This window comes from Paranoxybacillus vitaminiphilus (assembly GCF_003259935.1).
In the GTDB taxonomy this organism is placed as follows: Bacteria; Bacillota; Bacilli; order Bacillales; family Anoxybacillaceae; genus Paranoxybacillus; species Paranoxybacillus vitaminiphilus.
This window is the reverse complement of record NZ_QLMH01000007.1, coordinates 139,155-160,512: the sequence shown is the minus strand read 5'-3', so window position 1 is coordinate 160,512 and position 21,358 is coordinate 139,155. Positions and strand designations below refer to the sequence as shown.

At 38.2% G+C, this 21,358-nt stretch carries 17 protein-coding genes, 2 pseudogenes and 1 riboswitch; of the genes and pseudogenes, 8 read left to right on the top strand and 11 right to left on the bottom strand.

Annotated elements, in window-relative coordinates:
- Positions 1–216 (top strand): DJ-1/PfpI family protein (locus tag B0I26_RS10315; RefSeq protein ID WP_181502834.1); only part of this gene is annotated, 216 nt, incomplete at its 5' end.
- 325 nt (positions 217–541) lie between these two features.
- On the opposite strand, the gene hxlB is transcribed toward B0I26_RS10315, so the two are convergent.
- Positions 542–1,099: a 6-phospho-3-hexuloisomerase gene (gene hxlB / locus B0I26_RS10310; RefSeq protein WP_111645356.1), complete on the bottom strand. Its 558-nt coding sequence runs from the start codon at positions 1,097–1,099 to the stop codon at positions 542–544.
- Between the two features lie 4 nt (positions 1,100–1,103).
- A complete protein-coding gene (gene hxlA / locus B0I26_RS10305) occupies positions 1,104–1,739 on the bottom strand; it encodes a 3-hexulose-6-phosphate synthase (RefSeq protein WP_091703670.1) in 636 nt (211 codons plus the stop codon).
- Positions 1,740–2,127: 388 nt separating this feature from the next.
- Between hxlA and B0I26_RS10300 the strand changes: the two genes are divergently transcribed.
- The 4 genes from B0I26_RS10300 (at position 2,128) to B0I26_RS10285 (ending at position 7,505) form a co-directional block, all read left to right on the top strand.
- Positions 2,128–2,556, top strand: coding sequence for a DUF4395 domain-containing protein (locus tag B0I26_RS10300; RefSeq protein WP_111645355.1), 429 nt, complete (start codon positions 2,128–2,130; stop codon positions 2,554–2,556).
- Positions 2,557–3,301: 745 nt separating this feature from the next.
- Positions 3,302–4,144, top strand: coding sequence for an SPFH domain-containing protein (locus tag B0I26_RS10295; protein ID WP_111645354.1), 843 nt, complete (start codon positions 3,302–3,304; stop codon positions 4,142–4,144).
- 14 nt (positions 4,145–4,158) lie between these two features.
- Positions 4,159–4,332 (top strand): type II toxin-antitoxin system antitoxin, encoded by a 174-nt coding sequence (locus B0I26_RS10290; protein WP_111645353.1) that lies wholly within the window; start codon positions 4,159–4,161, stop codon positions 4,330–4,332.
- A gap of 635 nt (positions 4,333–4,967) precedes the next feature.
- Positions 4,968–7,505, top strand: coding sequence for a bifunctional diguanylate cyclase/phosphodiesterase (locus B0I26_RS10285; RefSeq protein WP_111645352.1), 2,538 nt, complete (start codon positions 4,968–4,970; stop codon positions 7,503–7,505).
- Positions 7,506–7,614: 109 nt separating this feature from the next.
- On the opposite strand, the gene B0I26_RS10280 is transcribed toward B0I26_RS10285, so the two are convergent.
- A complete protein-coding gene (locus B0I26_RS10280; RefSeq protein WP_020961369.1) occupies positions 7,615–8,202 on the bottom strand; it encodes a TetR/AcrR family transcriptional regulator in 588 nt (195 codons plus the stop codon).
- Positions 8,203–8,335: 133 nt separating this feature from the next.
- Between B0I26_RS10280 and B0I26_RS10275 the strand changes: the two genes are divergently transcribed.
- Positions 8,336–9,328, top strand: coding sequence for an NADPH:quinone oxidoreductase family protein (locus B0I26_RS10275; protein ID WP_111645351.1), 993 nt, complete (start codon positions 8,336–8,338; stop codon positions 9,326–9,328).
- A gap of 149 nt (positions 9,329–9,477) precedes the next feature.
- Here B0I26_RS10275 and B0I26_RS10270 read toward each other — a convergent pair whose 3' ends face one another.
- The 3 genes from B0I26_RS10270 to B0I26_RS10260 form a co-directional block, all read right to left on the bottom strand.
- On the bottom strand, positions 9,478–9,681 hold the full coding sequence (locus B0I26_RS10270; RefSeq protein ID WP_111645350.1) for a hypothetical protein: 204 nt from the start codon (positions 9,679–9,681) through the stop codon (positions 9,478–9,480).
- Positions 9,659–11,410, bottom strand: coding sequence for a phosphomethylpyrimidine synthase ThiC (thiC, locus tag B0I26_RS10265; protein ID WP_111645349.1), 1,752 nt, complete (start codon positions 11,408–11,410; stop codon positions 9,659–9,661). The genes B0I26_RS10270 and thiC overlap by 23 nt, the downstream gene beginning before the upstream one ends.
- A 154-nt stretch (positions 11,411–11,564) precedes the next feature.
- A riboswitch (TPP riboswitch) is annotated at positions 11,565–11,679 on the bottom strand.
- 99 nt (positions 11,680–11,778) lie between these two features.
- Positions 11,779–13,929 carry a PAS domain-containing sensor histidine kinase gene (locus B0I26_RS10260; RefSeq protein WP_111645348.1) on the bottom strand — a complete coding sequence of 717 codons (2,151 nt, stop codon included), beginning with the start codon at positions 13,927–13,929 and terminating at the stop codon, positions 11,779–11,781.
- Between the two features lie 421 nt (positions 13,930–14,350).
- Between B0I26_RS10260 and B0I26_RS10255 the strand changes: the two genes are divergently transcribed.
- A complete protein-coding gene (locus B0I26_RS10255; protein WP_111645347.1) occupies positions 14,351–15,550 on the top strand; it encodes an MFS transporter in 1,200 nt (399 codons plus the stop codon).
- A gap of 199 nt (positions 15,551–15,749) precedes the next feature.
- On the opposite strand, the gene ybaK (B0I26_RS10250) is transcribed toward B0I26_RS10255, so the two are convergent.
- The 5 genes and pseudogenes from ybaK (B0I26_RS10250) to B0I26_RS10230 all read right to left on the bottom strand — a co-directional run bounded on the left by ybaK (B0I26_RS10250) (position 15,750) and on the right by B0I26_RS10230 (position 19,927).
- Positions 15,750–16,232 carry a Cys-tRNA(Pro) deacylase gene (ybaK, locus tag B0I26_RS10250; protein ID WP_111645346.1) on the bottom strand — a complete coding sequence of 161 codons (483 nt, stop codon included), beginning with the start codon at positions 16,230–16,232 and terminating at the stop codon, positions 15,750–15,752.
- A gap of 283 nt (positions 16,233–16,515) precedes the next feature.
- Positions 16,516–16,824: pseudogene (locus B0I26_RS18600) on the bottom strand (LLM class flavin-dependent oxidoreductase); the annotation flags it as partial.
- 202 nt (positions 16,825–17,026) lie between these two features.
- The gene (locus B0I26_RS10240) at positions 17,027–17,329 is read right to left on the bottom strand and encodes an ArsR/SmtB family transcription factor (protein ID WP_111645345.1); all 303 of its coding nucleotides are present in this window, start codon (positions 17,327–17,329) and stop codon (positions 17,027–17,029) included.
- Between the two features lie 246 nt (positions 17,330–17,575).
- A pseudogene (gene ybaK, locus B0I26_RS10235) lies at positions 17,576–18,069 on the bottom strand (Cys-tRNA(Pro) deacylase).
- 466 nt (positions 18,070–18,535) lie between these two features.
- Positions 18,536–19,927: an acetaldehyde dehydrogenase (acetylating) gene (locus B0I26_RS10230; protein WP_111645344.1), complete on the bottom strand. Its 1,392-nt coding sequence runs from the start codon at positions 19,925–19,927 to the stop codon at positions 18,536–18,538.
- A gap of 1,059 nt (positions 19,928–20,986) precedes the next feature.
- Here B0I26_RS10230 and B0I26_RS10225 point away from each other — a divergent pair.
- Positions 20,987–21,265, top strand: coding sequence for a DUF3291 domain-containing protein (locus tag B0I26_RS10225; RefSeq protein WP_245934758.1), 279 nt, complete (start codon positions 20,987–20,989; stop codon positions 21,263–21,265).
- The last annotated feature ends 93 nt before the right edge of the window (positions 21,266–21,358 follow it).

Sequence of the window (21,358 nt, the reverse complement as noted above, 5' to 3'; positions counted from 1 at the left end):
GCGATTTGCCATGCTTCGCTCGTGTTAGAAACCCTTCCTGATATTATGAAAGGGCGCAGCATGACTGCATATATTGCCTGCAAGCCAGGTGTAGAGGCAATTGGCGCCAACTATGTATCTGAGCCAACTCATGTTGATAACAATTTCGTATCTGCTCATGCATGGCCAGATTTACCAGCATTCATGCGCGAATTTATTAAGTTATTAAAGAAGTAAAATCGTTTATTAAGGCGTTCTCCTATGGGGACGCCTTTTTGATTTAAACGACATGTTGCACTGATTGTCGATGATCATATAGACACAAAATATTTATGAGCAGTTTTTACTTCTCAATCTAACACGAAGGCGCATTTTCATGAAAAGGTAAGAAATCTCATACTTCGCACGACTCTAATGAAAAGACCGCAAAACGCTTCCTTTAAGAAACGCTTTGCGGTCTTTTTATTCTTTGTTTATTGAGGTGAAAATTCAGTTTGATCAATTACTTGAATTAGTTTAAAATTTTGGTTAGGACTTAAAATGGTGATTAGGACTCCTTACACTATTCAAGATTGGCATGTCTTTGAAACATCGTATTGGAGTCCAATCCTTTTTTCTCCATGCATCTCAATATGATCGCATCATAGAATAATAGGAGAGTTTGCTCAAATAGTGAGCCCATTGGCTGGATCGTTTTATATCCGCTGTCTGATTGGTCTTTCGGTGAACCAGGTAATTTAACAGTGATATCAGCTAATTGTCCGATGGTTGATTCAGGGAAAATCGTAACAAGCGCTACTGTCGCGCCTAAGCGTTTTGCTTTTTCCGCCATGGAAACTAACGTTTTCGTTTCTCCTGAACCGGAGCCGATGATTAAAATGTCATCTTGTTCCAGGTTAGGGGTTATCGTTTCTCCTACTACATAGGCATCTAACCCCATATGCATCATTCGCATCGCAAAAGATTTGGACATAAATCCAGATCTGCCTGCACCAGCTACAAAGATTTTCTTTGCCTCAAGAATCCCCTTTACCAATTTTTCAGCTTCTTCATCAGCGATTAAATCGACTGTACGATTTAACTCTTGTATGATTTCCGCTAAATATTGTGTAGTCTGCATAATTTCATTCACCTTGTTGGATCATTTTTTTCATTTCAGCAGCTACAGCTCGTTTATCTTTTTGTCCGGTAATACCGCCGCCGACAACGACAAGATCTGGTTTTGCTTTAATGACTTCTGGCAGCGTGTCTAATTTAATGCCGCCAGCGATGGCTGTTTTCGCATTTTTTACAACACGCTTAATTGTGTGAAGTTCTTCAAGAGAATCTTTTCCGACTGCTTGAAGATCGTATCCTGTGTGTACACAAATATAGTCAACTCCAAATTCATCCACTTCTTTAGCGCGTTCTTCTAAATTTTTCACACCGATCATGTCAACCAAGATTTTTTTGCCTTGTTTTCTAGCTTCTTCAACGGCCCCCTTGATTGACATATCTTCAGCCACTCCAAGGATCGTGATAATGTCCGCGCCAGCTTCGGATGCTTTCATGACTTCATATGCAGCCGCATCCATGATTTTTAAGTCAGCTAGAACTGTTAAATGAGGGAATGCTTCTTTGATTTCCTTAACAGCTCTCAGGCCTTCATTAATAATAACAGGAGTACCGATTTCTACAATATCCACATACTCCTCAACTTCTTTCACAAGCTCTTTTGCTTCAGGAATATTTACAAGATCCAATGCTAATTGTAGTTGCATGAATTCTTCCCCCCTAATATAAGGTTTATTGTTTGTTGTACAAGTGAACGTATCTTTTACCTGCTTACCGCTTGTACAGCAATCAGTATACTATGTATGATTTTCTTTAGAAAGTACGCACTTTATTTTTACATAGTGATAAAAAGTATACTATTGGACATGATTATTTCATTCTTTGAACACCTATCTTAATTTTCTAAAATATACATAACACATCGGATAAATACGTATGTCGAAAAATTACCGATAAATCCCTCCTTTCCTCTTCAACCGTACTAATTCTCCACTTTTCAATAACTCTCATTTTTTCAGAGGCATTTATCGGCTTCACAAAATTACAAAACAGTAGTAAAATTCATATAATCATATAAGAAAGGTGGGAATAAAAATGAAAGAAACGAACCGTTCTATCCCCCGTCCGCTTGTAAGAGCGAATCAATGGTTTATTGTTATCAGTGTTGTTGCGACATGGCTGTCAGGACAAGAATGGGTGCTCGCTTTTCCATTAGTTACTGGATTGCTTGGATTATTCTTTAATTTTAATCCTGTTATGCAGTTGGCAAAGTTGTTTTTAAAGAAGCGTCCTTCTGAGTATGTTCCAGAAGATGCCGAGCAGCAGCAGTTCAACCAAGTCATTGCTGTCATCTGCCTTTCTGTTGGCTTAATAGGTTACTTAGCTGACTGGATGGTCGTTGCATATATCTTCACAGCGATGGTAGCGTTAGCAGCATTTGTCGCTATCCTCGGATTTTGTGTGGGATGTTTTATTCGCTATCAATGGCAACAATACCGCTATAAAAAAGCCTCGAATCATTGATGACATACAAAAATAGGGGCTGACCCGACCTAGTAAAGTGTCATACCCCACAGCTACAATATATGAGTGAATTAAAACTTTTGATGTGAGGGGCAGACACTTTATGAGCCAGCCCCCTCTATATAAAATCCATACCGTTTTTCTTTCTCTTTAAAATTAAAAACTTCATCATCACCTATGCAGCTGTAAAGCTTGTCATATTATGAAAATCGATTGTCGTGTCAATTTTGCGATATCAACCGCTTTCCTCATATCGTATCCCCCTAATAAGGCTACCGCACTAAATTAGGAAAGCGCTATCCTGCTGCTTAACTAATCGCGCCTGACAATCTAGTGGATACGCTTGTCAAGAACGGTCATATCAATCGAATATAAATGGCAGCAACTTCTTTTTCAAGTTGTTAAACGCTTTCCTCATTAACCTCTTTTATATCTCAATGGTAAACATTTTTCATCGTATGGATTGGAAACACCGTGCTCTTTCCCCTATTTGCGTATAAGTTTTACTATTGGCAAAATCACGTGCCGATCTATGTTTTTCTTTCATATGTTTGCGGTTATTATTCATCGATATGAATCACTCCTGAAAAATCGCAAAACAATCGTTTCATGCCCCCGGATAAGTCTTCCGGCTTTTTTAAAACACCTTCATAAAAATTTTACTTTGAATGCCCATTTTCGTTTACATATTTTTGAAATAGTGATATCATTATGATATAAAATTAATATTAAGGCGGGGATGTTTATGAAAGAAACAAAAGCATCGTATATCAATGGGTTTGTCGGGATTGTCCTCATTGGAGCTTTATTAGGGGCAGCAGTGTTTAGCTTTTTTCATCAACGGATCGTCGTAGCTGTTATATGCATAATTTTGGCGGGGATATTCGCAAGCGGCATTACGATTGTTCAGCCAAATCAAGCAAAAGTCGTCACCTTTTTCGGGCGTTATTTAGGCAGCATTCGTGACAGCGGGTTATTTCTTACGGTTCCATTAACGATTCGCCAAACCGTTTCCCTCCGTGTCCGCAACTTTAACAGCAGTACATTAAAAGTGAATGATGTTGAAGGAAATCCAATCGAAATTGCAGCGGTTATCGTATTTAAAGTGATTGATTCTGCCAAAGCCATTTTCGATGTAGAAAATTACGAAAAATTCGTTGAAATTCAAAGCGAGACGGCGATTCGCCATGTCGCAACGAAATATCCTTATGACACATTTGAAAATTATGAGATTACGCTAAGAGGAAATGCCGATGTGATTTCTGAAGTATTAGCGAAAGAATTGCAAGAACGGCTGACGGTTGCCGGTGTGGAAGTAATAGAAGCTCGCCTCAGTCATCTTGCGTACTCTCCTGAAATCGCGAGTGCCATGCTACAGCGGCAGCAAGCTGTGGCGATTTTGGCAGCACGCAAAAAAATCGTCGAAGGTGCCGTTTCCATGGCACAAATGGCGATTGAACAGCTTGAAAAAGAAGGCGTTTTCGAGTTAGATGATGAAAGAAAAGCTAATATGGTCAATAACTTAATGGTCGCCATCGTTTCCGAGCGGGCGACCCAACCGGTCATTAATACCGGAAGTTTATATTGATGGTGTGGAGTCACATGGCAAAAAAGAAAAGTTTTCCATTACGAATCGATCCGGCACTATACGAAATCATTGAACGCTGGGCGCAGGAAGAATTTCGCAGCGTTAACGCGCATATTGAATTTTTGCTGCGCGATGCCGCGCGACGTGAAGGACGGCTGAAAAAAGAAACAAAGAAACAAAATGAATAAAAGGACGGAAAGGTTTCTCCTTCCGTCCTTTATTTTTGCTATGTACAACAGGACAACATTTTCCAAAAGCTGCATTGTCCCGCTCACTTGTTGTTTATTGACATTCAGTGAACCAACGAGATTTTTGACTACTTTTTTCGTGAATTTCGATTATTCTCGTACCTTTCTGCCTTCGATGCTGTTTCATGTGACAATGCTGCTAATTGTTCTCCTATTCTACTTGCTCTTCTTACAATGTTGCTTGCTTCTCATTCAATGTGTCTAATTCCTTAACTTCATACACCTTTGCAATTAATTTGGCTCAAAGTTAATCATACGTGAAATAGCTACAAGCAAATGCAATGTTTTCTCAGTTTGTCCCATGAACCTCTCCCACCTACCCTCCGTTTAGAGGAAGGAGACTTCTAACAATGCGCATTGTTAATGTTTAAATAAGCTGCTAGTAACCGTTGAACCGATATTCTCCTTGATTATATACCTTCTCTCAATTTAATATATCAGACAACCATAGTTTCATATTTCTACAAACTTCACCATATTTTTAAAAATAATACTCCACTAAGCAAAAAATAATATATGATGTATTCGTGAGGGGAGGATGCCACTATTTTAGACAATTAGGGAGTGGGATATTTATGATAAGCAAGTCTATCGTCTTAAATCGAGAAGAGAAAAAATCGATGATGATTACTGGCATTGCTTTCTTAATTTTTTTAATCGCCATCTTGTTCCGCAATGAACTTTATTTTGTCGCTAAAAGGGAACATTATTTATCCTTGCACACCATCTTAGAATTCCTTAGTATGACCGTCTCATTTGCGATTGCGATTCAAGGATGGATGATTTTTCCTCATCATTTATCGAGACATCGTCTATGGTATTCCGGGACATTTCTAGCAATTGGCATGATTGATTTATTTCACACGTTTTCTTATAAAGGCATGCCGGGTTTAATTATTACTGGAAGTTCTGTGCAAAAAGCCACATGGTTTTGGATTACCGCTAGATTAACGCAAGCGTGCATGCTGTTTCTTATCATGTTTTTTCCAGATAAACAAGTACAAAGCAGACAAAAAAAGACTGTATTTATTTTTTCTCTTCTCTATGTATTTGTTATTTTTTACATTATTATTCGCTATGAACAAAAACTTCCGCTTCTCGTTGTTGAAGGGAAAGGCACAACAGATTTAAAAAATCTTTTGGAATATATTGTTATTCTTTTTTATGCTTTTACTATCTTTATGCTGTTGGTCTCCAACAAAAAACAACCAAAAAAATCCTATCTTGATCTTATATTAGCATTTGTATTTTTAATTTTAAGCGAACTTTTGTTTACATTGTATAAAAACGTGTACGACTTACAAATTTTTTTAGGTCATTTGTACAAAGGAATCAGTTACATTTATTTTATGAAAGGAATATACATTGCTACGATTAAAGAACCATACGATGCCCGGCAAAAGGCAGAAGAAGAATTGAGAAAGCGGGAAAAACATCTAAAAACGATCACTTCTTCATTAGGGGAAGGGGTCATCGTATTAGACAGAGAGAACAAAGTGACTTTTATGAATCAAGAGGCCGAGCGTTTGCTTGGTTATCGGGAAAAAGAATTGTTAGGGAAAACATTCCATTACAAAATTCATTGCGGTAAAACAGATAAAAGCGATTCCCTCTCAGAAGAATGTCCGGTTTATCAGACAATAAAATACAAAAAAACATACCGGGTAGATGAAGATTTTTATATCCGAAAAGATGGGACTATGTTGCCAATTGCTTATGTTTCTACTCCAATGATCGACGATAATGGAGAAGTAACCGGAGCCGTTATTGTCTTTCGTGATATTACTGAGCGAAAAAAATATGATAAAAAAATTAAATATCAAGCCTATCATGACGCATTAACCGATTTACCAAATCGCCGCTACTTGATTGAGAAGTTAAAGAGTGAATTAAAGAAAGCAGAAAAGCATGGTGGTCAAGTTGCCATACTCTACTTGGATTTAGATAACTTTAAAAACATTAATGACTCGTTTGGGCATGCCATGGGAGATTTATTATTAAAAAGCGTGGCACAACGCTTGACGGTTATTCATCCTAGCTGTTTTATCGCTCGCTTGGGCGGCGATGAATTTGCTGTTCTTTTTTCTGGTGATATTCCTGATCTCAACGAACTAGCTTACACAACCATACAAACATTAAGACAACCGTTTATGCTGGAAAATAAAGAAGTCTTTGTTACAACAAGCGTGGGCATCAGTATATATCCAAAAGATAGCAATAATGAGATGACCTTAATTCAACATGCTGATATGGCAATGTATGATGCGAAAAAGAAAGGAAAAAACCAGTTTTCACTCTATACCGCCGAATTAGAACAACAACGAATAAGAAAATCCAAAATTGAACAACTGCTTCATATCGCAGTAGAAAATCAAGAGATTTCTTTATATTATCAGCCGATTGTTGATACTGTTTCTAAACGGATTATCGGCTTGGAAGCATTAGCGCGCTGGAGTCATTCAGAACTTGGATATATTCCGCCAAACGAATTTATCTCGATTGCAGAAGAAAATGGTCTGATTGTACCGCTTGGTAAACATATATTAAAAACAGCTTGCCAACATCTAAAGCATTTGCACAAAATGGGATTTAACCATTTATACGTTAGTGTTAATCTTTCATTAAGGCAATTACGGCATCATGGCTTTACAGCATTTATTAGTCGATTGTTACAAGAAACAGCATTAGAACCGAATTGTTTAGAGTTGGAAATTACAGAAAATATTGCCTTGAGTGATGAAGAACACGTAGTAAACAGCATTCGGGCATTAAAAAATTTAGGCATTCGCATCGCCATTGATGATTTCGGCAGCGGCTACTCTTCAATCGGATATTTGCGGACGATTTCCGTCGATACATTAAAAATCGATAAATCGTTTCTTTTTGACGTGACAACGAATTCCAATACCGCCCAATTGACCGCTGCCATAGTGACATTGGCGCACAGCCTAAGTTTAAAAATTGTTGCCGAAGGAGTTGAAACAAAAGAGCATCTTCGTTTCTTAGAACAACATCATTGTGACATGGCCCAAGGCTATTTATTCAGTCCCCCTGTGCCGTTTGAACAATTTATTTCACTTCTTTATAACAACCCATCACCAACTTTGGGCTAGTAAAAATGATATCAGTCTGACCCATAAGTGTCTGGCCTCACGTGCGTTTCAATATAGTCCATTTATATATATGTTGTGAGTTCTGACACTTTGCTTGGGTCAGCCTCTTTTATTTTAAATACTTTAAAATGACATCATAACAAGTATTTTTATAAAACTCATGAAGATGATCCTCATCACACATTAACCACTGAATGAGACATCCATCGATGATCGAGCGAATCATTTTGGAAGCTGTATCCGCCTGAATGTCCGCTGAAAAGGTTCCTTCCTTTTGTCCAAGTGCAACAATGTCGCGTCCGATTTTCCAACAGTTTTCGTAAAACTTGAGATTAATTTGCCGATATTGTGGATTTCGGCTGGCTTGTGCGATAAAGTCAAGATACACTTTATAAAACTTTTTATTCTTTTCCGGATCGATAAACACCGAATGAATGTATGCCTCTAACTTTTCGATCGCCGTTGTTTTCTCGCTAACTGCTTTATGCTCATGTTGATAAATCCGATCCGTCACCCATTCCAGCAAGCTTAAAAAAACATCTTCCTTATTTTCAAAATAATAATTCGTAACCCCTTTGCTTACACCCGCATAATCCGCGATATCTTGCAATGTCACCGTTTCGTATCCTTTATCGGAAACCGCTTGAAAAGCAGCCCTTAAAATTTGCTCTCGCCTTTCTTCTGCCTTTTTCTTCATCCAATCCACCCCTCACACTTCGATCATAACGACATTATACATGAATTTTTGATAAAAAAATATTTTGACCGGTCAGAATAATTTTGTTATCGTTATAGGTAAGAATATGAAAAAACGAAATGGGGGATGTCAAGTGGACCAATTCAAAGCGCTAGTAGTGAACAAAACGGAGACAGATTTTACGGTGAATGTGAAAACCGTCTCCATGGATGACCTTCCAGAAGGAGATGTTGTCATTAAAGTTGCTTATTCCAGTGTCAACTATAAAGATGGATTAGCATGCATTCCGAATGGAAAAATTGTGAAATCGTATCCATTTATCCCTGGTATCGATCTCGCCGGTATTGTCGCCTCTTCTAAGGATCCGCGCTTTAAAGAAGGAGACGAAGTCATTGCAACGAGCTATGAAATCGGCGTGTCACATTACGGAGGCTACAGCGAATACGCCCGCATTCCTGGAGATTGGATTGTCCCTCTTCCAAAAGGATTGACATTAAAAGAAGCAATGGCTTTAGGAACGGCAGGGTTTACGGCGGCATTGTCCATCCACCGCTTAGAAGAAAACGGATTATCCCCTGAAAAAGGAAAAGTGCTTGTGACAGGAGCCACTGGCGGAGTCGGAAGCATCGCGGTTTCCATGTTGGCCAAACGAAACTATCACGTTGTTGCAAGTACGGGCAAAGAAAGCGAACACGAATATCTGCGCAAGCTCGGCGCAAAAGAAATCATTTCTCGCGAAGAAGTCTGTCTAGAACAGATCCGCCCGTTAGATAAACAATATTGGGCCGCGGCTGTTGACCCTGTCGGCGGGAGAACTCTCGCCACGATCCTTAGCCGAATCCAATATAACGGCTCCGTAGCTGTCAGCGGGTTAACAGGTGGCGCAGACGTTCCAACAACCGTCTTCCCGTTTATCCTTCGCGGCGTCAACTTACTTGGCATTGACTCCGTCTATTGCCCGATGGAGTTACGAAAACAAATTTGGGAGCGCATGGCCACTGATTTAAAACCTGATAAATTACTAGAATCTATTGCACAAGAAATCACGCTTGAACAACTTCCTGAGGCATTATCGAACATCCTAAAAGGCAAACTGCGCGGCAGAACGGTTGTAAAGCTAGCATAAGTAAGAAAAAATCCATAAAAAATCAAGGGGGGCGATAATGCCCCTCTTTTCATTAGAAGAACTAGAAATATTTAACGTCCTTAAATAATTCGCAAATTGTACATACAAATTATATGAGGACAGTACCTTTGCTAAAATTTACGGGCTTGTTAATAATATAAACTCTCTGCATAATGACACTTTATGCATTTTCGCATAACAGGTGTTTCGAAAAACACATGCCGGCACTTTTGTTGAATGTCTGAAATTTGTTGTTCTAATTCAACAATTCTTTCTTTCAAACGAAGGATTTCGCTTTTTAATGCCGCTACATTTTCAAATGATTGAGGTTTACCGGTAAATGGTTGAGCCATTTTCAACAAACTCCTTCGCTTTTTGTTCCATTCCTTCTTTAATCATTTCTTGCTCTATTTTTCCTTCTTCTTTCACCATTTTTTGCAGATCATGCGAAATCTTCATGGAACAAAACTTTGGTCCGCACATCGAACAGAAGTGAGCTACTTTTGCTCCTTCAGCAGGCAGCGTCTCATCATGGTATTCCCTCGCCCGTTCCGGATCAAGAGAAAGGTTGAATTGGTCGTTCCATCTAAATTCAAAGCGTGCTTTTGATAATGCATCATCCCGTATTTGCGCCCCTGGATGCCCTTTTGCTAAATCAGCTGCGTGTGCAGCGATTTTATAGGCAATGACTCCTTGGCGCACGTCCTCTTTGTTCGGCAAACCTAAATGTTCTTTCGGTGTTACATAACAAAGCATCGCCGTCCCGTACCAACCAATCATGGCCGCTCCGATTGCTGAAGTAATATGGTCATATCCCGGAGCAATATCTGTTGTTAACGGTCCTAATGTATAAAAAGGAGCCCCTTTACAAATTTCGATTTGCTTATCAACATTTTCTTTAATTTTATGCATTGGAACATGGCCAGGGCCTTCAATCATCACTTGAACATCATGCTTCCATGCAATTTCTGTCAGTTCGCCTAATGTTTCTAGTTCGGCAAATTGCGCTTCGTCATTCGCATCAGCAATAGATCCAGGACGCAAGCCATCACCTAGCGAAATGGCAATATCGTAAGTTTTTAAGATTTCGCAAATTTCTTCAAAATGGGTATACAGAAAGTTTTCTTTATGGTGGGCTAAACACCATTGCGCCATAATTGACCCGCCGCGAGATACGATTCCGGTTGTACGGTTGACCGTCATTGGGATGTAACGAAGCAGGACACCGGCATGGATGGTAAAATAGTCAACACCTTGTTCTGCTTGTTCAATCAGCGTATCACGGTATATTTCCCACGTTAAATCTTCAGCAATACCGTTTACTTTTTCAAGCGCTTGATAAATCGGAACAGTGCCTACAGGGACAGGTGAATTTCGAATAATAAACTCCCTTGTTGCATGAATGTTTTTTCCTGTAGATAAATCCATGATTGTGTCTGCGCCCCAGTGGATAGCCCAAATCATTTTCTCGACTTCTTCTTCTATGGAAGATGTCACTGCTGAATTGCCAATGTTCGCATTTATCTTCACATGGAAATTACGTCCAATAATCATCGGTTCACTTTCAGGATGGTTAATATTGGATGGGATGATCGCCCGTCCGGCAGCCACTTCTTGTCGAATAAATTCCGGATCCATGTTTTCTCTAATCGCGATAAACTCCATCTCCGGAGTAATGATTCCTTTTTTCGCATAGTGCATTTGTGTCACGTTGCGTCCTTTTTTTGCGCGGAGCGGTTTTCGGTTAAATGGCGGAACAATATCAGGCTGTTTTCCATTTCGCAATCCATTGTCTTCCGGTTTCACTTCACGGCCTTCATATTCTTCAACATCTCCCCTCTCTAAAATCCATTTTTTACGCAATTGTGGAAGCCCCTTATGAATATCAGGATGAAAATTTGGATCTGTGTAAGGCCCGCTTGTGTCGTATACTCTTACAGGTCTGTTCTCAAACGTTCCTGCTTCCGTTTTTGTAGGACTTAATTCAATTTCTCTCATTGGGACTTGAATATCAGGCCTTGAACCTTCCACATATACCTTTTTACTTCCTGGAAATTGCGTTTTCCATGTAATGTTTTGCATGTAACTTCCTCTCCTCTTCTTTCATGATTTTCAATCTGAAGTTACACCAAAACGTTTGGGTGATTAGACGGGGAGATGTATCGGCAGTCATAAATAAAAATCGGGTTCTCAAAGAGAACCCGATGGAATGTACAATAGCCTAAGTACGTGCACGTACTCCCACTATCTACTTCCCTACGCTGGCATAACCCAGATCAGGTTCAAAGGGTCAAAGAACTTAAGCGCGTTCTTCTCTCAGTCCAAGCTATTGGACTCCCCTAGTAGATTTGTTGCAAATATTATTTGATTTTTCTAAATATTATCATATCCTATTAGCTTTGTAAACTTCTTTTTGAAAAAATTCACTTTCTCCATCCATATCGAAATGCTTACCGCTTTAACGCAACGGGGGTCAGACCCTCAAAAATGATATCTACCGTTGTTCCTTGGCCTACTTCGCTTTCAATTTTAATACTTCCGCTGTGAGCTTCGATAATTTTATAGCTTACCATTAATCCTAAACCTGTTCCTTTTTCCTTCGTACTATAAAAAGGCTCTCCTAACTTTGCGATTCTGTCTTTAGGTATCCCGCATCCTTGATCAATAAAGCGAATGATAAGGCTATTTTCCTGCATCTTCGCTTGAATCTTTATCTTTCCACCGTTTGGCATCGCCTCAATGGCATTTTTAATAATATTAATGAATACTTGTTTTAACTGATTTTCATCACAATAAAGCAGCGGAAGATCAGGTTCAAATTCTGAAATGATTTGAACATTATTTAAGATAGCTTGGGCGTCAAACAAAGTTATCACATCTTTCAAAAGAACAGAAACATCTTTCTGCTGAAAATTCATCACCTGCGGTTTCCCTAGCATCAAAAATTCATTCACAATAAAGTTAATTCTCTCTAATTCAGATTCGATAATTTCAAAATAATGTTTATGTGTTTTACATTCCTCTTTTAATAGATGCATAAACCCCTTGATAGAGGTCAACGGATTTCGAATCTCATGGGCCACCCCTGCAGCGAGTTCCCCTACAACCGCAAGCTTTTCCGATTTCCGCAATAACTCTTCCGCTTGTTTGCGCTCTGTTATATCAGTAGAAACAAATAAGATTTGATCGGCTCCCTCATTAGGAGAGAAAATAGGTAGTCTTACTGTTTCTACCCATCTAGTCTCCCCTTTTTGATCCTTGAACTCTTCTTCAAGAACAAGACGTTCCTTCACTTTCTCTATTTCTTCCCAAACACGAACTCGATTAAATTCTATATTAAACTGAAAATCATCGATCTTTTTACCAAGAAGATCATGTGTTTCTGTTCCTAAAAGCTTAGCGAATGATTCGTTTACAAGGGTGAATTCCCCCTCCTTGTCGATGGCATATATATAACTTGGATTCATATCGATAATTTTGCGAAGAAATTCTTTCTGTTCTTTCAATTGTTCTTCTTTAAGCTGCAAGTTCGCTTTCGACTGGCGAATATAATGAATCATTTCATTAAACCGGCTGGATAGTTTTCCAATTTCTGTACTGTCCGTTTTCTCTATCCGTTGATTATAATCTCCCTTGGCAACTTGATCGACAGCAAGATATAACCGGCGGATTGGATGAATCATTTGCCTTGCATATAAAGCAGTCAAAATAGATAAAACAATAAAGGTAACTAACGAGATCGTCCACAATGATTTTTGAAAGGCTAAATATGGCTGATAAATTTCATCAACAGGTATTTGCGCGACAACGCCCCATTCTAAAATCGGGATATATTCAAACGAAGCAAGCATCGTAATACCTTTTGTATTCGTAACTTCCTGATACCCTGACTGCTTTTTCAATAACTTTCTTACAATAGGGTTTCCGCTTACATCCTCCCCGATTCGTTCTTTTGACGGATGGGAGATAATTTTTCCGTTTCGATCGACAATAAACGTGTACCCGTTTTCCCCGATTTTAAAACTTTGAAATATCGATTGAAAAATTTCATTATCTTCAATACGTAACGATAAATTGACGACTCGTTCGACTTCTTTATGATCGTTTAAAACCGGGACTGAAACAACAATCAAATACCGTCCTGTATCCGCGGAAACGACATCGCTTAAATAAACTTTTTTTGTTTTAAGCGGCTGTTGAAAATATTCGCGTTTGCTTAAATTATAATTTTTTAAATGCTTCAAATCATTCGGATAAAACCCTTGTACATATCCATTTGTATCTACAACCGTGCCACTATCAATATAAGGCGAAACGTCAACAATATTCTCTAACCCCTTAAAAAGCCGGTTAAAATCATTCGACTTAAAGTTTTCATCGGATTGAACATAATGTTCAAGACTTTGAAGGTCTTTTGCAATGAGAGAAATCTGGTGTTTCATGCGCAAAACCGTTTTATCGGTAATTTGCTGATATTGTTCCTTTGAAATTTCCGGCAATATAATACGTGATACAATAAACATTAAAACTAAAAGTGTACAGATAATGGCTAGATTAATCATATAGATTTTCCAAAAGATCTGCGATTTAAACCATTTCATATTGTTACTCCTTAACTTATTCATAAATGGCACACTAAAAGATGAAAATTTTGTTCCCCTAGAACAGAGACTCGATGAGCAAATACAACTTCAGTTTGTATATCGTTGAAATTTCATATTCATCACTCCAAATCATTATCAAATCTAAATATTACTCCTTCTTTCTATAAACTCACTCCTTTCACCTGCCGCTTATATTCTATCTTCACTTCAGAAATAAAAAAATAGGAAACCCCAATCGTTTCCTGCTTTTTTCTTTAAAAATGTCCGAGGCTAATTTTGATAAAATTTGCAAGGCGGCAAGCATTGAAGCACATACATATTAAATGCAAATTCCCTTCACTTCTGTTACAATATTTCTATTCCATATTTTACAAATCAATCTCATTCACTGTTAATTTTAAAGGAAGTGAACAACGGAATGTCCAGTAAAGGAAAAATACTGTTTGGTCTTTCTATAGCTGCCTTTTTAGGACCGTTCACTCAGACGATTTATACACCAAGCCTTTCAGAGATTAAGCATTTTTTTGCCGTCAATCAATTGATGGTAAACTTCACCATCTCACTTTATACGATTATATTAGCTTGCAGTCAATTTCTAATTGGTCCTTTAACGGACACACGCGGTCGCAAAGCAGTGCTGCTCCCTGGCCTTCTTTTCTTCATTTTTGGCTCTCTCATTTGTTTTGTTTCAACCAACTATTATGCTTTCTTGCTTGGCCGGGCTCTTCAAGCATTCGGAATCAGTACCGGCTCAATCGTTGCCGCTGCCGTCATCGGTGACATTTACACGCCTAAAGAACGCGGAAGCGCGATGAGCATTTATCAAACGATGGTCTTTCTAGGTCCGGTTCTAGGTCCATTATTAGGAAGTTTCATTGCTGCCTATTTTCATTGGCAATGGGCATTTATAACTTTGGCGTTTGCCGGTTTACTCAGTTACATATATAACCGTTGTATATTGCATGAGACATTGCCAAAAGACATAACGCGAAGCAAAATTCATTTGCAAACATTTAAAGGAATCTTTTTCAATCAAGCAGCTTTCTCTATTATGTTTCTTGGATTCTTTCAATTTTACGGTTATTATATTTTTCTTGTCTTTTTACCTGATTTATTAGATAAGCTATTTCATATTTCTTTAGCGGCAAAAGGTCTTTTCTTTATACCACTGACAGCTGGAATCGTACTTGGGACATTTTTGGGTGGAAAAGTACAAAAACGTTTTACACGCAAAACGATTCTTGTCTATACTTCCTATGTAATCGCACTTGTTGTTTTCGCTTTTGGAGTTTGCTTAATGTTCAACGTTCTCACTATGCCTGTCCTCATTCTATTTTTGTCAGCTTACGGCATTTTGCTGGGAACGAGCTTGCCTTCGCAATCCACTACATTGGTGAATTTGTTCGTCAAGGAAAAAGGGACGGCAATGGGAATATACAACTTTACCCGTTTTACCGGGGCAGCGATTGGCCCAATGCTCGGCGCGCTTATTCACGAAATCGGCGGCGATGTTACTCTCTATCTGTCATTATTCATCTTCCTTCTTGCCGCAGCCTTTTTCATCCATAAAAACATGTATGATCCATTTGAAACGCCGATGCAAGTTAGCCAAACATAGATTGGCAACCGATCATTTTAGGTAATCGTTTCGATTTTAAATCTCCTCCTATCTGCCGAAAACATGGAAAGCACTAAAAAAGGAGCCTGGTCTAAAAGTGTCTGACCTCGCGGAAAATCCATTATATATCGCTCTCTCATCTAACGTTATGTACGATAATGATGATTGGGGAGGCTGAGATTCAGCCTCCCTCCATTTGTTATTTCTTTTTTACCACTTCCTGCAATACAGCTTTTGTTACACTTTGTAAAGCGTCCACGCTAAGTTCAATAAGCACCCCGATTTTTCCGCCGCTGACGACAATCTGCTCAAATTGAGAAGCACTGGAATCAATAAAGGTTGGATAAAGTTTTTTCATGCCGATCGGAGAACATCCGCCGCGAATATAGCCCGTCCATTTTTCCATATCTTTCGCCTGCACCAGTGCAACATTTTTCTCACCCGTTGCTTGTGCAGCCTTTTTCAAATCCAGTTCCGATTCCACAGGGATGACAAATACATAAATGCTTCCGCTGCTCCCCTGCGTTACTAATGTTTTATATACGAATTGAATATCTTTCCCGATTTTACGGGCAACAGATATACCATCAATTTTTCCATCCTGACTGTCATAGGTAATGACATTGTAAGGAATCTTTTTCTGATCAAGAATACGCATCGCATTTGTTTTTTCTTTTACCATTTCTTCTTCCCCCTTGTTCATTTTAGATAAACCGCGTCTGTAGTATTAGATCTCGCTGCTCCCGCGTAAAACAAACCCTAAGACCAATCATTCCGATCTTAGGGCGATTCATGCGATTTTTCAATTTTTCGTTACTCTCCGGTATTTAGGTTGTGAACTTCCCGGACAAACACATGAATTTTCAACATTTTTGGCATGGTATTGCTATTTAGTTCAGAAGTTTTTACCATATCCTAAAAAGAAAACAGCTGCTGAATCAAAGATGGACATATCCTATCATCCTTTAATTGTCGGTTAATGCAGGGAAGTGTGGGACAACTTCTTCTCCTAATTCTTCAATCACTTCTTCTACAGGACGTTGCCCATATTTTAAGTTGATAATTACGTGATTGACACCAGCATTTTTAAGACTTTCAAGGAACTCAATCAGTATATTGCGCCCAACTCTGAACCCTAAATGAATAGGAATTGGCGGATGGTTGGGATCCTCCGTTAAATCAACGTATAGACACTGACTGAATGGTTTAAATTGCTCGGTATGAGAACGCCAATTTTTTATCAGTCCCGCTTGGAATCTTAAATTGCGTGGATGATTCTATAGGAAAGAACAACCCGAGAGTCAGATGGTTCTCTTTAAACATGCGAGAATATCCTTTATGTTTATCAAATCGGTTCATCATCATTCCTCCATATCTGTATTTATAAATATCTAGAATTATCGATATAGTAATATAAAAATAAAAGGGATTCAAGTACAGCAAATGATTGCTTATAAGCGGTAAGCAAGGAATGCTCTATAAATCCCTAGATAACAATTCAATCATTTTTTTGATATTCTCCTCATCCCTTTTATAATAAGTCCATTGCCCAACTCGTTTTGCTTTTATCAATCCGGCATTTTGCAGCATCGATAGGTAAAGAGACACGGTGGATTGTGACAATCCCACTTTTTTATGGATGTCGCTCACACAAACCCCGTCTTCGTGTATATCCCCGTGTTGCGGTTTTTGAAAGTGGATTTCAGGATTTTTTAACCACTGTACGATCTGTAACCTCGTTTCATTGGACAAGGCTTTAAATACTTCTAAAAGTTCCATTTCTCCCTCCGAGTTCATCAAATCCAATCGTATTTTTATATTATATTACATTACTGTACTTGAGTAAATTCACTAATACAAATTGATAAGTGCACATAAAAAAGACATGAACCGATTCCTTGGTTAGAATAGAATGGCAATTAAACTATCCGAATAAGTAGGTTTATACCTCTTGTATGAATAGATTAGCACATCGTCAAGAAATCTACAATACCTCAATACCTAGGATGGTGACAGCGTACTAAGTCATTTTACCACTTCTTGCAGCACGGCTTCTGTTACACTTTGTAAAGCTTCCACGCTAATTTCAATTTGCACACCGATCTTGCCGCTGCTGACGACGATATACTCAAGTTGAGAAGCACTAGAATCAATAAAGGTTGGATAAAGTTTTTTCATACCTATCGGTGAACACCCTCCGCGGATATAGCCTGTCAACTTTTGCATATCTTTCACCGGCACCATTTCGACTTTTTTCTCGCCCGTTACTTGCGCAACTTTTTTCAAATCCAGTTCCGATTCCACAGGGATGACAAACACATAAATGTTTCCACTGTTCCCCTGAGTTACTAATGTTTTATATACCATTCGAGGGTCTTTCACAATATTATGTGCAACAGAAATTCCATCGATTTTTCCATCCTGACTATCGTAGGTAAGGACATGTAATTGATCTTTTTCATATCAAGAATACGCATCGCATTTGTCTTTATTTTATTTTTGCCATTTTTCTCCTCCATGTTCGTTTTAGATAAACTGAGTCGCTTCATATTTACTTATGTTACGGCTAAACTAAATTGAGTTAGCGAAACGGTTAAGTTTATTTCTGTTCACGTATCGAACAGTGGTGTTGTAATTTGCAGACACAAAATGAGATAGTCCACGTAAACCGAATTCCCTGTCGTTTTCCGTCCAAATGAAGCTTCCACCCTTCCTTACTGGATGATATACTTACATCTCAAATAAAAGTCCGATTTTCCGCTTTGCAGTATTAAACAAACGCCACGTTCATTCCAGCATATATTCAGCGTTCACACGATGAACATGACGGATATAACAGTCAAAATCATCATCATGCAATTCATACGGCGTGAATTTAGCGAAATCCCTAATCCGAGACAATGTTTGAATGTAACAATTGCTAAAAAACACCACAAACCCAACTTATCGCTGGGTTTGTGGTATAACTATTACTTTCCTGCTTTCTTACTTAGTTAATACAGCTTCTTTGCTTGCATCTTGTTGTGGCATCTCGCGAACTCCGAATGCAACACGTTTAATGTTGAACAAATGAGTTACTGTAACGTTGTCAGATGTAATGTTGTTACCGATAGCCCCGCATCCAAGTGTCAAGGATGGTTTTATGTTTACTGTAGCACCAATTCCACCAAATGTTGTACCAGCATTTACAATAATACGAGATGCTGGTTTATCGATTGTGTACGCTTCGATCACTTTTTCGTCTTCAGCGTGAATTCCAACTGTGTGACCGAGTCCGCCCACTTCAAGCAGTTTTAGTGCAAGCTCGCTTGCTTCTTCCATATCTTTCACTGTATAGAATGCTAGAATTGGAGACAATTTTTCAATTGAGAATGGATATTCTTTACCTACTTCTGTTTCTTCAGCAACAAGTAACTTCACGTCGGACGGAACCTCAATTCCGGCCATTTCCGCAATTACTTGAGGCGTTTTTCCAACAATCTTAGCATTTAACGCACCGTTTACCATGATGATGGAAGCTACTTTTTGTTTTTCATCTTCATTCAAGAAGTAAGCGCCTTGTTGTTTTAATTCAGCAACAACTTTTTCTTTAATAGACTCATCAACTAAAAGAGCTTGTTCGGAAGCGCAGATTGTTCCATTGTCAAAAGTTTTACTTTGGATGATTAGTTGAACAGCTTTTGCGATATTGGCACTTTCATGGATATAGACTGGTACGTTCCCTGGTCCTACGCCATATGCAGGTTTTCCAGAGCTGTAAGCCGCTTTCACTAAACCAGGACCGCCTGTTGCTAGAATGACGTCTGTTAATTTATGTTTCATTAACTCGTTTGTCGCAGCCATTGTTGGTTGAGTGATGCAAGAAATCAAACCTTTTGGTGCTCCGGCGCGCTCTGCTGCTTCTTGCATGATTCTTGCTGCTTCTGCTGTACATTTTGCAGCCCCTGGGTGTGGACTGAAAATAATAGCATTTCTTGCTTTAACCGCGATCAATGATTTAAAAATAACTGTCGAAGTTGGGTTTGTAGATGGGACGATTCCTGCAACGATCCCTACAGGTTGAGCTACTTCCCATACGCGATTTTCTTCATCGCGACGAACAATTCCAACAGTTTTCACATCTTTGATAGAGTTGTAAACGTCATTAGCAGCGAAAAGATTTTTCACCGTCTTATCCTTAACATTACCAAAACCAGTCTCCTCTACTGCCATAGCTGCTAAGCGTTCCGCTTCTTGTTTTGCCGCATTTGCCATGCTTTCAACAATCTTGTCGATTTCGCTTTGTGTCATCTTTTCAACAATTTTTTGTGCCGCTTTAGCTTGTTCAAGGTAGTCTCTTACTTCTTGAATGGATTGTAAATCAATATCACGGATCATGTTTGATTGTCTCCTCTCTATGTGATTCTTATTTATAGGCTTCTACTTTAACTGATTGCATGATTTCGTCATGATATCGGACGATTATTCTTCTTTGATGTTCATACCAGCAGCAGTTTTATCTTTCGCGATTGATTATCACCTCCTTAACGTCTATGTAAGCGCTTAAAAATATGGTTACTTTAAGCCGAGTAATAAATCACTCTTTCTGTTTATTCTCCCTATTTAATACAACCCTGTTATAGAAGTGTAGATAATATCGATCATTCACACTTCATTAGGAGCTGTTACTTGAAAGTTTTGCATACACATTGTAGAGATAAGAGTCAGATGGCTTTCTGTAAACAGGCGTGAATATCCTTTATGTTTACCAAACCAACTCATAATCGTTCCGTTACATACATATTTATAAATATCTAGAATTACAGATATATCAATACAAAAATATAAATATCTAGAATTCTCGATATAATAATATAAAAAAAATAAAAAAGATTCAAGTCGATTTGAGTTTGTTCAAGAATCTTTTAAATATATGTGAAAAAAAGGAAAATGCGAAATTAAGAAAATATCCCTATTATCAACATAATACTTAATATAGCCTTTCCTTTAAAAGATGCGCCTTTTTATTCTACAGAAAATAAACTACATGTTTCAACATACCATAAATAAAGTTTTTGAAATTTTCTGTATCATTTTACACTCACTTGCTTATTCCAGCTGTATCCTCCATATTAGTATTACTGAATTTAACAAATATGTAAAAATGAATTACACACTTCATATTTTATGTATATATTAACTTAAGAAACAAAAGAAAAAAGTAATCAAATTTTACCAATGACTCCGTTAAAGAATGTTGTTGATTTTTTGTTCAACGAAAAGCAGGATATGATATTTAAATACAGAACAAACATATCAGGAGAAGTTATATATATCTTTTTTATAACAGGATATTTTAATCAATTAATGAAATATTCAGTTGGAAGGAGAAATGAATATGTTCATTTCTGTTACTAGATTGCGTCTAAAAGGAAAGCGTAAGTTGCCCATCTTTTTTTGGCATACAATGAAGTCAATTATTCAAGCAAAAAAGCAGAGGGTCTAGTGCATTCTTCATTTGAAAAAGAAGGTTGGGACACGTACTGGACGCTAACGGTGTGGAAAAACAAAGATTGTATGAAAGCCTTTCGTAATAAAGGCAGCCACTTAAAGGCAATGAAAATATCAAGAAATATGGCAGACGAATTAGAATATATTAATTGGGAAGCAGATCATATTCCCGCTTGGAGCGAGTGTAAGGAACGCCTGCATAAGAATTTTGGACGAAATTTATAAAATCAATTATGTGAAGATTCTTTTGAACAGGGAATGATTGTTGAACAATTCTGAAAAAAGAAGGATGACCCATAAGTGTCTGACCTCACATGC

Coding starts and splice junctions, on each gene's coding strand:
- hxlB (WP_111645356.1), bottom strand. CDS start 1,099: ATGCAGACTACACAATATTTAGCGGAAATCATACAAGAGTTAAATCGT.
- hxlA (WP_091703670.1), bottom strand. CDS start 1,739: ATGCAACTACAATTAGCATTGGATCTTGTAAATATTCCTGAAGCAAAA.
- B0I26_RS10300 (WP_111645355.1), top strand. CDS start 2,128: ATGAAAGAAACGAACCGTTCTATCCCCCGTCCGCTTGTAAGAGCGAAT.
- B0I26_RS10295 (WP_111645354.1), top strand. CDS start 3,302: ATGAAAGAAACAAAAGCATCGTATATCAATGGGTTTGTCGGGATTGTC.
- B0I26_RS10290 (WP_111645353.1), top strand. CDS start 4,159: ATGGCAAAAAAGAAAAGTTTTCCATTACGAATCGATCCGGCACTATAC.
- B0I26_RS10285 (WP_111645352.1), top strand. CDS start 4,968: ATGATAAGCAAGTCTATCGTCTTAAATCGAGAAGAGAAAAAATCGATG.
- B0I26_RS10280 (WP_020961369.1), bottom strand. CDS start 8,202: ATGAAGAAAAAGGCAGAAGAAAGGCGAGAGCAAATTTTAAGGGCTGCT.
- B0I26_RS10270 (WP_111645350.1), bottom strand. CDS start 9,681: ATGGCTCAACCATTTACCGGTAAACCTCAATCATTTGAAAATGTAGCG.
- thiC (WP_111645349.1), bottom strand. CDS start 11,410: ATGCAAAACATTACATGGAAAACGCAATTTCCAGGAAGTAAAAAGGTA.
- B0I26_RS10260 (WP_111645348.1), bottom strand. CDS start 13,929: ATGAAATGGTTTAAATCGCAGATCTTTTGGAAAATCTATATGATTAAT.
- B0I26_RS10255 (WP_111645347.1), top strand. CDS start 14,351: ATGTCCAGTAAAGGAAAAATACTGTTTGGTCTTTCTATAGCTGCCTTT.
- ybaK (WP_111645346.1), bottom strand. CDS start 16,232: ATGGTAAAAGAAAAAACAAATGCGATGCGTATTCTTGATCAGAAAAAG.
- B0I26_RS10240 (WP_111645345.1), bottom strand. CDS start 17,329: ATGGAACTTTTAGAAGTATTTAAAGCCTTGTCCAATGAAACGAGGTTA.
- B0I26_RS10230 (WP_111645344.1), bottom strand. CDS start 19,927: ATGATCCGTGATATTGATTTACAATCCATTCAAGAAGTAAGAGACTAC.